Below are 14390 nucleotides of genomic sequence, written 5' to 3' on the forward strand. Positions count from 1 at the left end.
TTTTATGAATAAGATGCATTTTTAACTTCTCTTACTATGTCTTTATCAAAAGTGCTAAACTTATTAGCACTATTGACTTCTCCTTATATAATCGGCAAAGTCTGCTTTACCTTTAATATATTTCTCAGCAGTTGATATTATTATGTCTTGATGCCCAATGATAAAGCCGGAATTATCAATAAGATTAATTACTGCTTCATAAATTTCCTGGCGAGTAAATTTATTTACTTTTAGCACCCATACAAATTCATGCATATGATGCAATAAAAATCTTATTAGTGATGTTATTTTTTAAGAAATTTTGAGCTGCTTTACCTTGTATTTCATCATCTTCAAGAAAAGTACGAGTTAAGATATTAGTGTCAATTCCTATCATTTTCGATAACCGCAATACTAATAGCTTCATCTACATCCACTGGACCGTTTTTAGTTTTATGTTTACCTTTACCAAAAAAGCTATAGATATCTTTTTTTATAGGAAGCAATTCTAATGTTTCATTTTTTTTGTAGTTAATTATTAACTCAGAGCCTGAATGTAAACCAAGTTTATTTCTTATATATTTAGGTATAACTACCCGTCCTTTCGATGAGACTACTACTCTGGCACTTTTACTCATAATACTAACATAGTAAGTTATCTGATCTTACTTTGTATATAAAACACAATTTATTATATGTCAATAAGTTTATAATGAGGTTACTCATTCAACATCCTCTTTAATACGTTATCTTTCCTAATAAAGTGATGATATAATGCAGTTAGTATATGCAAAATAATTAAAGTAGTAAATAAGCAGCCTTTTTATGGATTTTTTTAAAGATTTTGGCAAATTGTAAATCTGGAGCAAAAGAATTTATAGTAAACAAACCATAAAAATCAATATGATGGTTTGATAAAATAGTCATTAGAAGCCGCTTATCGGCATTAATAACATTAAAAGCTATAGCAAATTTATATTAATATTAGCGGCTTTTTTTGCCAATTCGGCATATCTTCCGGTAGCAAAACATTAGCATTATAGAATTTCTATAAAAGCCTTATTATTACTAAAGATAAAACAACTATACCGGTTGCTTCATGTATCCCGTATAATTGTCATTTTAAAGGAAGTTCTACGAAATCATCCATTAAGAAACCGACAACGAGCATTACTATAACTATAATGCTCATGTCATGATCCAGTGAAAAAGTTTTGCAATTAAGCTGTAAGAATTTTCAGTATTTGTAAGTAGCATTACTCCAATAAATTATTCTGAACTTACTTAATGTCATTTTCGCTCTTCTATGTCATTCCTGCGGAAGCAGGAATCTAAAAAACAATATAAAATTATTAGTATTTTTAACTAGATCCCGTGGACAAGCCACGGGGTGACACCGAGTCGCGGTATGATAGTTTCTTCTTAATTCCCAACTACCGTATCTATAATCTTTTCTGCCTCTGTACCGCTAATTTTTTCTTTATCATTCAGAATGAGATTAGCATTCTTTAAGTCATTTCCTATATGTTCCGCTCTTCCTTTTAAAATCTTAGCTAAAAACTGCTCGGCAAGAGCGTAATATGAGATTCTATTACCGGGTTTTGCAAATCCATGACCTTCATCTTTGTAAAGTGCATAAAGTACCGGTATATGCTTTGCTTGCATGCTGTTTACAATCTGTTCTGATTCTGCCTGCACGACTCTCACATCGTGCACACCTTGTGCTATAAATAAAGGCTTTTTGATATTATCAACAAAATTAATCGGTGATCTTTGTCTTAAAAACTCTTTTTCTTCTTCAGTATCCCAAGGTCCTATACGTGTTTTATATATACTTAACAATGGTGTCATATAAGGAGCTTTAGATTGCACATGAGTTAATAAATTAGACATACCGATAACGTCAACACCGCAAGCAAATACGTCAGGCGTCATGGTAAGACCTACAAGCGTTGCATAACCTCCATAGCTTCCGCCCATAATACAAACTTTATTAGAATCAACTATATTATTCTTAATAGCCCAGTTAACACCATCAATTAAATCGGTGTGCATTTTACCGGCATATTCTAAATTACCGGCGTTTAAGAAATCTTTCCCAAAACCGGTAGAACCACGGTAATTTATACTTAAAACTGCGTAACCACGATTTGCAAGCCACTGATGTTCAGGATTGTATCCCCAGCTATCACGTACCCATGGACCGCCGTGGACATTTAAAATTAGAGGTACTTTTCTATCGGGTATATTATTTTTATCGAGTTTTACATCATTTGGAAAAGTGATATAGCTAACTAAATCAAGCCCGTCACGTGACTTGATAATTATCGGTATCATCTTAGCAAGATTATATTGCTCAAGTTCTTTGCGATTAGTAAATAAAAACTCAGCTTTTTTATTTGCCCTATCATATTTATAATATTTCACCGGTGCATTATCAGCCATATAAGCAACGATCCAAGTTTTATCGTCTAGCGTCCTACTATTAATAATTAAATCACCGCGATCAATAGATTGCAAATATTTAATATCATCTTCAATATCTTTATCTAATATTTTATATGAGACTCTATCATAATCTATAGATACTGCTTGCGGAGTTTGCTTTGTGGGATGAACTGTAAATAAGCCAATATCGGCTTTTGCATCTTCGGCTAATATTTCTTCACTACCTGTAGCTAGTGTTATAGCTTTAAGTGCAGAGGTGTTACGATTACGTCCCTCTAGCATATATAAAGTTTCACCGCTAGCATCAAAACCAAGTATGGAAGTGTTAAAAGAATCTTCCATTGATATCTTAGTAAATAACTTTGGTTCTCCGTCTTTTAATTCATAATATTCAACAGCTCCGTTTTTATCTAGTAAGCTACCGAATCTTAAATTTAAATTTTCATCGGTTACATAATCAGTAAATCTATCATTTTTATAAATCAGTTCTTTTTCTAGAGTATCTAGATTTAATTTGTAAATATCAAAATATTCAGGATTACGCTCATTTAAATATATTAATATCTCATTTGGCTTCTTATGACTTGCTCCGGCTATTTCGGCTTTAACTCCTTTTGCGGGAGTAAGTAATTTTGTCTCTTTTGTCTCTATGTTATAGCTGTAAATTCGGTCATTTTCATCACCGTTAAAATCTTGGGTATATAAAATATTTTTATTATTATAAGCTTTAGCATAAGACCAAATACCGCGTCCTTTGTCATGGGTTATGGCTTCTGCTTTACTAATATCATCTGAGGGTGCTAGCCAAATGTTTAATACACCGTCTTTCGGTGCAACATATAGAATATATTTGCCGTCGTGGGTTAGAGAAACCCTTGCTTTATCAGGGTTACCGAATAAAACTTTTCTGGGGATTATTTGATTATTATCCGTTATCGTTTGCGTTTGAAACATAAAAATACCGACACTTATTATTAATATAGTGCCTATAATATAGAAAATTTTACTCATTACTAATAGTTTGTTATTTAGTTTTGTAGTCTTTTGATGTCATTCCCGCTTCCGCGGAAATGACATTCAGGTCATAAAATATAATTGCTACACTCTCTCAATATTGCTTAAAAACCAATCAACTTCTTTGGTATTAGCATTACGTGTAAATGTCCATTCTTCTTTTAAATCTTCGATTTTGTCAACTACATTTTTACCTTGAAATAGTAATTTAATAAATATGTTATTACCGAACATGTAAATTTCTGAATATTTTGCACTTAAAGCCGATGAGTCAAAAAAATCACCATAGGACGGTGTTATTTTTTCAAATTCTTCCAAGTATCTTTTATCTATCAGCTCAGATAATTCTTTAGCATCTTTTTTATAAGCAGCTTCTATAATCATTTGAAAAGCAGTTTTAGCATTATTTATGAATTTAACCGGATCAAAGGAGTAAAGGCGTTTATGGACTTGTTCCATTCCATCTACGACCGCAGTTATATTATGTTCCACTATTATATCTTTAAAAGCTTTAATATCTTGGGTTGTTGGAATATTTTTTTCTTCTTTATTAGATTTAACTGTACTGTAAGTTACGTCCTTAATAACCGGTTCGCCAAAATAAGATTTTTGATTTGTTTGTTCCTCTTCTGTAGAACCGAGAGTCGTAATTAATTTGTTGATAATGTAAAAGGTAATAACGGCAAAAATTAATAACTCTATTATTTGAGGAGACATTTTCTATTTATTTTTATTAAAAAATTATTCTTATATCTTAATATAAAAAAATAATCTTTTAAAGTTATTTAATAAAAATAAGGATTTATTTTTATTTGAGTTAAACTTAAAGTTTAAAAAATAACTAAAATATCTTGATTATTTTAATTATTATGATATTATCGTTTTGTAAATGATGTTTAAACTCCATCATTGCAAAACATTTATAGCCTTTAGTCCCTTTATGCTAGGGGGCTGTTGTACTAAAGCTTAATTTTTAAGCGTTTTTAGTATAACGGATAATTATTGTTTGCAATGATTGAGTTTATCCCCTAGCACCTATCTATCTATTCACTTTTAATTGACGAATGAATTAGCGAGCTGGTAATTCAAATTATATAATGCAAAATAGTAGCTATTGTAACCGAAGTAGCAAATTTAAGCCATAAAGGAGTTGGATAAATCCAGTAATATGCTACAAAAAATTCTGTAGTTAAAGCAGCAAGGTATAAAGCATATGAAATTTGACCTAGAAAATATGTTATTGGATTACCGAAAATAAGTTTACTTAATCCTGAATCATTAGATGTTCCAATAATTATTAAGGATGAGCCAACTGCAGGCCACCAAAGTGTTTCTGCATTAATTATAATAAAAATATAAGCAAAAACAGCAATTCCTACAAATGTAATAATATCATAAATAATATATAATTAAGTTTCAAAGATTTTATATGTTTTGTAATAAAAAATGTTATACAACTAAAAATAAATACACCTAAAAACATTATTAAGCTTTTACCGTAAGCAAATTGTACTCTTTCGTTACTAATATATGGGGCTGCAGCCATTGAAAAGCATAAGAAGCAGAAATTATCCAATAAGATATAAATAACAAGATTATCAATTAATTAAGTTATTGATAATCTTTGCATTAATGATATTAAAAAAGGAAATAATTAATATGCAAACATTTCCGTACTTATTGAACATGAAGGTTGATTCCAAGATACTAAATCCGTGAACCCCCATGCTTGAATAAGGAACACATTAAGAAGAAAAGTATAAGAATTATCGGAGGGTGAAAGAATTTCTGGAAAAATCGACTCTGCATTAATATGCATAAAAGCATAAATAAATGTAAGGGATAAACTCTGGCAATACGTGCAAATAAAAAACTTTTATAACTAACGGTATGCGTATAAAATAAAGCCGGATAACACAAAAATATTACGCCCCCAAGACCGCCAAGTCTTGCTATATTCATTCCAATTGAGTTACCTAGCCAATTATATGTGGCGTGTAAGAAGAATACCCATAATGCAGCTATATCCGCGTAAACCTGTTAATCCTTTTATTTCTTTTAAGTTATCTATTTTGTTATGCATATTTAAGTTATAACATTACTGATTAAAATATGGCATGATACAATAACCTAAATATTAAAATAATTTTTTAATAAATTATTAGATTCTTATATTCAGAGATCTTTATAATAAGTGTGCCACTTTTATAGCATTATCAAATCCGTGATCGTAATGAAATCTTATATCAGGCGAGAATTTCATATTTATTTTATTAGTAATAAAATTTCTTATAGCATTTTTAGAATTATTTAATGCATCCATAATTTCATCTATTGTTAGTTTAGTATTAAAAGGCAAGAAATAACAATTAGCTATTTTGAGATCAGCAGTAACTATAACTTTCGTAATAGTGAGAGGACAATCAAAAAGTCTGCTATCCAGCATTTTGCCACGCCTTAGAATTTCTATTAATGCTTCATTTATAATGCTTGCTAATTTTTGTTGTCTATGAGAATTAGTTTTGGTTAATTTTTTCATGAGTTAAAATATATACAATTCTAAGGCATAATAGCATGCTTTTGCCAAACAACCAATACCTAAAAATTTTAGAAATTTTGTTTTAAAAAAACCGGAGAATAAAGCAATGAAGCTTCCCCAAAAAGAAAATGCCATTAAGAAAATTATAAATATCTCATATTTATAATATAGTTTTGTTAAATTTTTATGTCTTAAAATATTTTGTGCATTTTTGGAAGCATAAAAGATATTTAAAACTATTCTTCCAAAAATATAATTGACTGCATTACCGCTAAGAGAAGCACAAATAGCTACTAACAGCATTATTAAACTATTATAGCCTCCGAACATTTTCATAGAATGAAATATTAATTCATTCTGAAAACCTATAACAAGATTTGAGACAAAACTATCAACAAATAATAAACTATATGCTTCAAATTGATTCATGAATGTAATATATTGAATTTTGATTAGGGGCATTAATCGTCATTGCGAGGAAAAACTATAAGTTTTGACGAAGCAATCTCATGCCAAAATCCTGAGATTGCCACAACCCTTACTATCTAACACCAAAATAAAGTAACTGGTAATGAAAAAGCAAATTATTTATCCTGATTTTATAGCACGAATTTTTTCTACGGCACTTGATTTATCATTATTTGCCTTTATAGCAATTCCAATATCACAATTTTGTTCTTTTAATTTATTATGGTTGTTCTTTAATGATTATTTCCTTAGCATTAACATTAATCTTCATAATCCCAATGCAATGTTTAACTCGGTTATGAGTCAGGAATTTTATGAATATCTTAAAGCAGGAAATTTTAATAAATATATTTTGTTTAATATTTCAATTTTTGCTACTAATATATTAGTAATAGGCTCATATTTCATAACGCTTTGGTATTATAAAGGTGCAACGCTTAGTAAAATGTTTTTACGTATGAAAATCGTAGATGCCGTAACATTAAATCGTCCGACTTTAAAGCAGTTAATTAAAAGATTTTTAGGGTATATGACTTTTCCTATCGGTATTTTTTTCATACTTTTTTCTTCTAAAAAACAAGCATTACATGATAAAATAGCTGGAACTGTCGTTATTAAGTCTTAAATATACTCCTAAGTAATAGACGAAGTTTAATTTGGACAAGAGCAAGGAGTATATAAGGCGAGGAGCGGAGCGTATACTTAATATGTGAGTACCGCAGTTCTTATAATACGACGTAGCTCATTTTTCAAATTAAACGAGTATATTTATGAATGAAACAAATGATAATGATATAGATCAGCTAATTTATCTTTTTTCAAAATTACCCGGTCTTGGTAGTAGATCGGCAAGGCGTATAGCGCTTTACCTATTGCAAGATAAAGAAGTAAGGTTAAAAAGCCTGATTAATAATCTTGTAGAGATAGATAAGAAAATACTAAAATGCGAGATTTGCGGTAATATGGATACGGAAAATATTTGCCGTATTTGTTCTTCTGAATATAGAGATAAATCAATTATTGCTATTGTTGAAACAGTGGCTGAATTATGGGCAATGGAGCGTAGCGGTAATTTTAAAGGTTTATATCATGTACTCGGTCATAATTTATCGGCAGCTAGTAGACAAAACCCTAGCATACTTCGGTTACCTGAACTACTTAAAAGATGTTTTGCAGAAAATATTAAAGAAGTTATTATTGCTACTAATTCTACTTTAGAAGGTCAGACTACTGCTTATTTTATTACAGAATATTTAAAAGAGCATCCTGCTAAAATTTCTCGCCTTGCTAGCGGTATACCTATCGGAGGTGAACTTGATTATTTAGACGAGGGTACCGTATCTGCCGCTATTAACCTACGCCAACCTTTTGAGTAAAAATTAATAATTTTATTAAAGTTATAGTGAATCTTGATGAAATTCTAGATGATGTTCGCCGGCGAGTTTTATTACATCATTATGATTTCCTTGATGATCAAAATTTATCAGTAATGCACCTTGTTCGTTTGAATGCAATATATTTGTGAATAAACGCTGGTCACCATCAATTTTAATTTCAACTGCTTTTTTACCGATAAATTTAACGCCGTTATCACCCTGTTGTCTATATATTATATCTTTCTTTAAGGCATTTATAAATTTATCACATTGATTCTTATCTAATTTTTCTTGTAATTTTTCGCTAATTCTTCCATAACATTCAAGTCCTTGATATTTGCCTAAAGCAGTAGTGTTATTACTTGTAATTTCTCCTTCTTGATTAACTTTCCAATTGCTGTAACTAGGAATAACCTGCCCGATAGTATGAAGTAAATGTGCATTTTTTATTGATTGATAATATTCATGAATTTCTATAGGATTTTGATTTTCATACTGCTCTAGCTCTTCTTTAAGTGATAATAAACCAATATATTCCTGTATCTTTTCGTGATCATTAGCTAGCCTTGCAGCTGTGAGTCCATTCTCAATGGCTTCTTGATTTTTATTATCATATTGTAAAATTTCCTTAACTTTCTTTAACGCTAAGTCGTATTTCTTAATTGTGATTAAACAAGTGATAATCTTATTAATTTTTTCTATAGCTTGTGCTTGTGCAAAATTAAGGTTGCTAACAAGAGCTTCGATATGAATTTGGTTAATATATTCTTCAGGATTTAATAAAAATTCTATTTCCTGGAAGATATTACTGAGATATGGAGTTATTTTATTTTTAGGTATTTTTTGTATAAATTGTTTAGCTAATTCATATTGTTTGGTATATAAGGTTGTTGTAGATAGTAATATAGCACCACCAATAGAGTTGCTAATTTCGATTCACTCATCCTTTAGGTTTTTTTCATTCACAATTTTCTCAGCAGCAGAATATTGATTGTATTTGGCAATATATCGAAAACATCGAAACTGTTCTTTACTATCTTTAGATAAATTGTCTTGGTTAATTAGATTTAATTTAGCTTCAGCAATTTCAGCTAAATTAAAACTCATTGCTGTCAAAATTTTGATATCTGTAGGAGCATTTTTGATTAAATTTTTTGCTTCTGTTGCCCTTTTGTTAAGTAAATAAATATTAAATAAGCTATAGATTGAATCGCTATCGTTTGGTCGATCCTTTAAAATGCGTAATAATTGCTCTTCGTCTAATGATAATTTTCCTGTATTATTTTATTATAGGCTACTGATAGATTATAACGGCAAAAATAGATGAATTTACTTTCCTGTTTTTACTCATTGTTTACTAGATTCGCTAGTTGTGGTGCAAGTAATGTTATTATTGCATCATATTTTTTGGTAGCAAGCAATATTTCAGAAAAAGAGCTTAGAATAGCAAAATCTTCTATATTTGCTAATTGTTTAATAATATCAGGTTGAAATTCAGGTTTTACAAATAATAAAATTTCTGCAATAAAATTTAGATATTTTGATACCATTCTTCTTGAGTTTTAAGTAAATATAAAACTATAGGTGCTGATTTAAGTATGTCTTTAGCTACTTCTTCCATTAATGAAATATTCTTTTCTACTACGGCTAAATGAAAAATATTTTCCTTAGCGATAAATTTATTGATAATCTTAGTGATAGGGTTAGAAGAATTGGAGCTAGGTTTGTATTCAAAAAATATTTCTACTTTAGAATTTTTATTAATTAAAGCATTATATTCACTAATCTCATAATCTTTAAATAACTCATGATTTTTAAGTTCTTCGTAACTGTAATTTTTTAATACACATTCCAATAGCTTTTTTGGGGTTTTTACCTCTTTTATCTTCTTAATTGCTAAATTAGCAAATTCTGAAGCTAAGTTTGAATTTTTTATTTCTTCAATAGTTCTTAAATAATTATTTTTTATATCAAAATCTTTAACTATTGCTGAGTACAATTCTATAGCTGTATTTAAGGTAATATTGCGAGCTTCAAGTGGTAACCATAAAATATGGTTATTTTCAGAAAAGTTAATAGAAGACTTTTTTGATTTCATGTATGATGCCTAGTTATTTTTAACAAGGCATCATACATTAGTTTAATTCTTAGTCAAAAAATTATTAATATTTTTTAATAATTACCCACCGAATTGCTCTTTAATAATTCTATCTTCCAGCGTATGGTTTTTATTAAAGAGCAGTTTGATAGGCTTATCCTTAGTAGATTTAACGGTAACATTTGTGATATTATGAAACTCCTGAAAGTCGGCCGTAGCATTTACCGGTCGTTTATTTGTATTAAGTATTTCAAATTTAATCGTAGCAGATGAAAGCAGTAAAGCACCGTGCCATCTACGCGGTCTAAACGAGCAGATAGGGGTTAGGCATAACATGTTTGACTCAAGCGGTAAAATAGGACCGCCAGCAGATAAATTATAAGCACTACTTCCGGCAGGTGTTGCAACTAAAGCTCCGTCTGCCACTAATTCGCTCATTCTCTCTATCCTGTTTACGTCTATTCTAAATTTAGCAGCTTGATTAGTTTTGCGAAATATCGATACTTCGTTAATAGCAAGTGCCGTATATATTTGACCGCTCGTATCTTCGACTTGCATAAGAAGAGGATTTAGGATAGAAACCGTACTTTCATGTATATTTTGTAATAAATTTTTGGTATCTAAAGGATTCATTAAAAAGCCGAGGCTTCCTAAATTAACTCCGTAAAAAGGTATATTAAGATGCATATAGCGGTGAATATTATGTAGTAATTCTCCATCCCCGCCTATTACGATAATTACCTCCGCTTCCTCTATTTTACAATAATTATAGAGTTTTTTTATTTCCTCTATAATAGCTAAATGTTTGGAATTTTTGTTATAAATCAATGCTATTTTATTTATATTCATTATATGAATTTCTTTTTTAATATATAGACGCTTAACTAATAATAAGTTATAAGAATAAAGTAATAAAATAAATATTAAGTTAAATTATGTCATCATTCAACATCAAAAAGCATAAAAATGATCTGCTATTTGTACCGCTAGGGGGATCTAATGAAATAGGTATGAATCTTAATCTTTACCATTATCAAGGTAAATGGTTAATGATTGATTGTGGTAGCGGTTTTGCCGATGATTATTTACCCGGTGTTGATATGATAATTGCTGATAGCAGCTTTATTGAGAAATATAAAAAAGATATAGTAGGTCTGATTTTAACTCATGCTCACGAGGATCATTTAGGTGGAGTCCAATATTTATGGAATAGCCTTAAATGTCCTATTTATACTACTACTTTTACAGCAAATTTTTTAAAATTTCGTTTAAATGAATATGATTTTGCTAAAAATATAAAAATTCATGAAGTAAAACCCGGTAGTAAAATAAATCTAGATCCTTTTTCCTTAGAGATGGTGCCACTGACTCACTCGGCTCCTGAAATGCAAGCAATTATGATCCGTACGGATGCAGGTAATATTTTACATACGGGAGATTGGAAATTTGATAACGATCCGATACTTGGGAAAAAAGCCGATGAGGAGTTTTTAAAATCTTACGGAGATGAAGGGGTTCTTGCACTTGTTTGTGATTCAACTAACGTATTTAATAAAGGAAGCTCAGGTTCTGAGGGGGATGTTAGAAAAAGTTTAGTAGATATTATAGCCGGTTGTCTTCAAATGGTAGTAGTTTCAACCTTTGCCTCTAATTTAGCACGGCTTGATACAATAATTCATGCTGCAGGGCTTGCGGGTAGAAAAGTAGTATTAACCGGTAGAAGTTTACACCGTATGATGCTTGCTGCGCAGGAAAGCGGCTATTTGAAAGATATTGCTCCTCTAATTAGTGAACGTGATGTTAGCAGATTTAGAAGAGAAGAATTATTAGTAATTGCTACCGGTTGTCAAGGTGAGCCTATGGCTGCCACCGCAAAACTGGCTAGTAATTCTCACCCGTCTATAAAGCTTGTTCCTAAGGATACAATGATTTTTTCTTCAAAAATTATTCCGGGTAATGAAAAGAAAATATTCAGGCTATTTAATATATTTGTTAAAGCCGGTGTAGAAGTTATTACTGAGCGAGACCATTTTGTACATGTTTCAGGACATCCATCGATTGATGAGCTACAAAAAATGTATTCTCTAGTTAGACCGAATATTTGTATACCTGTTCACGGTGAGCCTGTACATATTCATGAACATGTTAAGCTTGCTAAGAAAAACGGCATAAAACAGGCAGTAGAGGTTGAAAACGGTAGTGTAGTACTGCTTGAACCTAATAATGCAAAAGTAATTTCAAAGGTTGAAAACGGTTATTTAGCTGTTGACGGTAATTATTTGCTGCCCGTTGAATCTCCGATTTTCAAAGCTAGAAGACGTATGCGTGAGTCAGGTATCGTGGTAGCATCAGTAGTCATTGATAAAAAAGGACTGCTTGCTGCAAACCCAATGCTGTCTATGCCCGGGCTGCTTGATCCGAAAGAGGATATGGCATTAGTTAACCTCATTAAAAACGACATTAAAGAACTTGTTACTATTCAAAATAAACAGGCTAAAAAAGTATTGTCGGATGAACAAGTAATCGAGGCAATAAAAGGAACAATCCGTAAAACCTTAAAACAAGAAATTAATAAGTCACCCGTTATAATAGTAAATCTTGAGAAAGCTGTGGAGTAGAGAAATTGTTATTGTGAGTAGGTATTGTTTTATGGCTCAAGAAATTCGCTCGATGTCACATTCCTGCGGAAGCGGGAATCCAGAAAAACAACTTCAATATTGATACAGAAATTACATATTTGATAAAAAAACCATATAAAAACAAGGTTTGATATGGTTTTACTGGATTCCCGCCTTCGTGAGAATGACATAAACAAGCCAAGCAACGATACCTACAAACCTGCAAGTGACAAAGAAAAAATAAGCACATGAACAAATTTAAAAATATTGCGGTTTATGGGGGAGGGAGTTTCGGTACTAGCCTTGCTTCTTTAGCAGCACAAAACTGTAATAACGTTACTTTATTTTTACGTGATGAGGCAATAGCAAAGGAAATTTTACATAACAAAACTAACGTAAAATATTTAGGGGATATTAAATTACCTGCTCATTTACAGGCTACTACAAACTTAGATATAATTAAGGATTTTGAACTAATTATTATTGCAGTGCCGTCTTACGCTTTTGATGACTCAATAAAATTATTAAAAACTCACAGCATTTCTAAAGACAATACTCTTCTAATTGCAACAAAAGGCTTTGCCCGTAATCCTACTGCATTATTTTCAGATAGGTTAAAAACTCTATTACCGCATAGCCCTACAGCGTTTTTTGCAGGTCCGAATCTAGCAAAAGAACTTGCTAAAAATTTACCTGCTTCGGCAAGTATTGCAAGTTTAGATATAGATATAGCAAATAAAATAGCTTATAACCTAAGTGCAAAAATTTTTACTACTAATGTGTCAAGCGATATTGTAACATTACAGGTAGCAGGAGCTTTAAAAAATATTTTTGCTATTAAAAGCGGAATTGATTTAGCAAGAAAGCAGGGCGAAAATGCAAGAGCAACGCTTATAGTAGCTGCCTTAAAAGAAATTGCTATTTTATCGCAAGCTTTAGGTGGTATGCAAAAAAATTCTGATATTTTACTAGAAGTGGGAGTGGTAGGCGATTTAGTGCTTACTTGTTATTCGTTAGGCTCACGTAATACAAAATTTGGTTATGAACTTGGAATTAGTAGCGATAAAAAGAAATTTTTACAGGAATATAAAGAGCTAGTAGAGGGAAGAGAAGCATTAAAATTAGTTTTGGATTTGATAAAAAAATATAATTTACATATGCCTATAATTTCCAAAGTAGCTTCGTGTGTTATTCCTTATGTCATTCCTGCGAAAGCAGGAATTCAAAAAAAAGTATAAATACAGCAAATTTTTGAAATTAAAAGCTCGATTCATCTCGCTTTATGCTGGATTCCTGCTTTCGCAGGAATGACATATGACTCCACGCGAGCAATACCAATCAAGTATTACAGCAATCTCTTCATCTGTTCTTGCTCTAATTTTTCTTCTTTATCTAGTTTGTTTAACAATTCTTTATAAAAACCGTTTGTTATATATACAAGTTCCATTTCGGTATTTAATTCAGAAGATTCAAGTATGATTACACATTCACCATCCTTGAAAGTAACCACTTTATCATTTTCTTCTTCTAAACTATATTTATCTTTTAAAATGTAAAACTCTTCAAATTTATTTTGATCTATAGTTAAAAATAACGGCTTCTATTACATTAAAATCATTACATATCACTAAAGCTTTAGATATAGTTTTTGTATTTGGTTCTATATAATAATTATATCCTTGCCAATAATTAGGTTCTTTATTGATGATTTTGTATTTTTTTGTTAGATCTATATTGGTAGTTTTATTTAATTCAAGACCAAGTGGCATAGGATTAGAATAGATATTTAAACAAAAAAATATAATGAATAAGGATAATAGATTTTGCATAAATAATATGAAAATTTTATA

Annotated in this window: 16 protein-coding genes and 3 pseudogenes; 4 read left to right on the forward strand and 15 right to left on the reverse strand. The window is 30.6% G+C overall.

Going from position 1 to position 14390, the window contains the following annotated elements; all coding sequences use genetic code 11:
• Positions 1 to 2: 2 nt before the first annotated feature.
• From MCC_RS11140 to MCC_RS03695, 9 genes and pseudogenes are all read right to left on the reverse strand, one after another.
• Positions 3 to 376 (reverse strand): annotated as a pseudogene (locus MCC_RS11140) (PIN domain-containing protein).
• On the reverse strand, positions 363 to 617 hold the full coding sequence (locus MCC_RS03665; RefSeq protein WP_014408589.1) for an AbrB/MazE/SpoVT family DNA-binding domain-containing protein: 255 nt from the start codon (positions 615 to 617) through the stop codon (positions 363 to 365). Before MCC_RS03665 ends, MCC_RS11140 begins: the two are co-directional and overlap by 14 nt.
• Positions 618 to 697: 80 nt before the next feature.
• Positions 698 to 772, reverse strand: coding sequence for a hypothetical protein (locus MCC_RS11145; protein WP_331270638.1), 75 nt, complete (start codon positions 770 to 772; stop codon positions 698 to 700).
• A gap of 5 nt (positions 773 to 777) precedes the next feature.
• A pseudogene (locus MCC_RS11150) lies at positions 778 to 935 on the reverse strand (cytochrome B).
• Between the two features lie 17 nt (positions 936 to 952).
• Positions 953 to 1236 (reverse strand): annotated as a pseudogene (locus tag MCC_RS10265) (cytochrome b).
• Between the two features lie 165 nt (positions 1237 to 1401).
• Entirely contained in the window at positions 1402 to 3438 is a 2037-nt protein-coding gene (locus MCC_RS03675) for a S9 family peptidase (RefSeq protein ID WP_014408590.1), read from the reverse strand.
• An 87-nt stretch (positions 3439 to 3525) separates the two neighbouring features.
• Positions 3526 to 4158 carry a Tim44 domain-containing protein gene (locus MCC_RS03680; RefSeq protein WP_014408591.1) on the reverse strand — a complete coding sequence of 211 codons (633 nt, stop codon included), beginning with the start codon at positions 4156 to 4158 and terminating at the stop codon, positions 3526 to 3528.
• 1468 nt (positions 4159 to 5626) lie between these two features.
• Positions 5627 to 5980 (reverse strand): 30S ribosome-binding factor RbfA, encoded by a 354-nt coding sequence (gene rbfA / locus MCC_RS03690; protein ID WP_014408593.1) that lies wholly within the window; start codon positions 5978 to 5980, stop codon positions 5627 to 5629.
• A 3-nt stretch (positions 5981 to 5983) separates the two neighbouring features.
• Entirely contained in the window at positions 5984 to 6409 is a 426-nt protein-coding gene (locus MCC_RS03695; RefSeq protein WP_014408594.1) for a YqaA family protein, read from the reverse strand.
• A gap of 142 nt (positions 6410 to 6551) precedes the next feature.
• Here MCC_RS03695 and MCC_RS03700 point away from each other — a divergent pair, with 142 nt between their 5' ends.
• Positions 6552 to 7073 (forward strand): RDD family protein, encoded by a 522-nt coding sequence (locus tag MCC_RS03700; RefSeq protein ID WP_014408595.1) that lies wholly within the window; start codon positions 6552 to 6554, stop codon positions 7071 to 7073.
• A gap of 145 nt (positions 7074 to 7218) precedes the next feature.
• Positions 7219 to 7824 carry a recombination mediator RecR gene (gene recR, locus MCC_RS03705; RefSeq protein WP_014408596.1) on the forward strand — a complete coding sequence of 202 codons (606 nt, stop codon included), beginning with the start codon at positions 7219 to 7221 and terminating at the stop codon, positions 7822 to 7824.
• Positions 7825 to 8760: 936 nt separating this feature from the next.
• On the opposite strand, the gene MCC_RS09495 is transcribed toward recR, so the two are convergent.
• The 4 genes from MCC_RS09495 to MCC_RS03725 form a co-directional block, all read right to left on the reverse strand.
• Positions 8761 to 8931, reverse strand: coding sequence for a hypothetical protein (locus MCC_RS09495; protein WP_014408597.1), 171 nt, complete (start codon positions 8929 to 8931; stop codon positions 8761 to 8763).
• Between the two features lie 236 nt (positions 8932 to 9167).
• Positions 9168 to 9374 carry a hypothetical protein gene (locus MCC_RS09500; protein ID WP_041405411.1) on the reverse strand — a complete coding sequence of 69 codons (207 nt, stop codon included), beginning with the start codon at positions 9372 to 9374 and terminating at the stop codon, positions 9168 to 9170.
• Positions 9356 to 9922, reverse strand: coding sequence for a hypothetical protein (locus MCC_RS10270; protein WP_231288643.1), 567 nt, complete (start codon positions 9920 to 9922; stop codon positions 9356 to 9358). The genes MCC_RS09500 and MCC_RS10270 overlap by 19 nt, the downstream gene beginning before the upstream one ends.
• 81 nt (positions 9923 to 10003) lie before the next feature.
• Positions 10004 to 10771: an NAD kinase gene (locus MCC_RS03725; protein ID WP_014408598.1), complete on the reverse strand. Its 768-nt coding sequence runs from the start codon at positions 10769 to 10771 to the stop codon at positions 10004 to 10006.
• 86 nt (positions 10772 to 10857) lie between these two features.
• Between MCC_RS03725 and MCC_RS03730 the strand changes: the two genes are divergently transcribed.
• Together MCC_RS03730 and MCC_RS03735 are read left to right on the forward strand one after the other, a co-directional pair.
• Complete coding sequence (locus tag MCC_RS03730; protein ID WP_014408599.1) at positions 10858 to 12540, forward strand: ribonuclease J; 1683 nt, start codon at positions 10858 to 10860, stop codon at positions 12538 to 12540.
• 248 nt (positions 12541 to 12788) lie between these two features.
• Positions 12789 to 13778, forward strand: coding sequence for an NAD(P)H-dependent glycerol-3-phosphate dehydrogenase (locus tag MCC_RS03735; protein ID WP_014408600.1), 990 nt, complete (start codon positions 12789 to 12791; stop codon positions 13776 to 13778).
• 107 nt (positions 13779 to 13885) lie between these two features.
• On the opposite strand, the gene MCC_RS09505 is transcribed toward MCC_RS03735, so the two are convergent.
• Together MCC_RS09505 and MCC_RS03740 are read right to left on the reverse strand one after the other, a co-directional pair.
• On the reverse strand, positions 13886 to 14050 hold the full coding sequence (locus MCC_RS09505) for a hypothetical protein (protein WP_014408601.1): 165 nt from the start codon (positions 14048 to 14050) through the stop codon (positions 13886 to 13888).
• A 58-nt stretch (positions 14051 to 14108) separates the two neighbouring features.
• The gene (locus MCC_RS03740) at positions 14109 to 14369 is read right to left on the reverse strand and encodes a hypothetical protein (RefSeq protein WP_014408602.1); all 261 of its coding nucleotides are present in this window, start codon (positions 14367 to 14369) and stop codon (positions 14109 to 14111) included.
• Positions 14370 to 14390 lie beyond the last annotated feature (21 nt).

This window comes from Rickettsia rhipicephali str. 3-7-female6-CWPP (genome assembly GCF_000284075.1).
Classification (GTDB): Bacteria; Pseudomonadota; Alphaproteobacteria; order Rickettsiales; family Rickettsiaceae; genus Rickettsia; species Rickettsia rickettsii.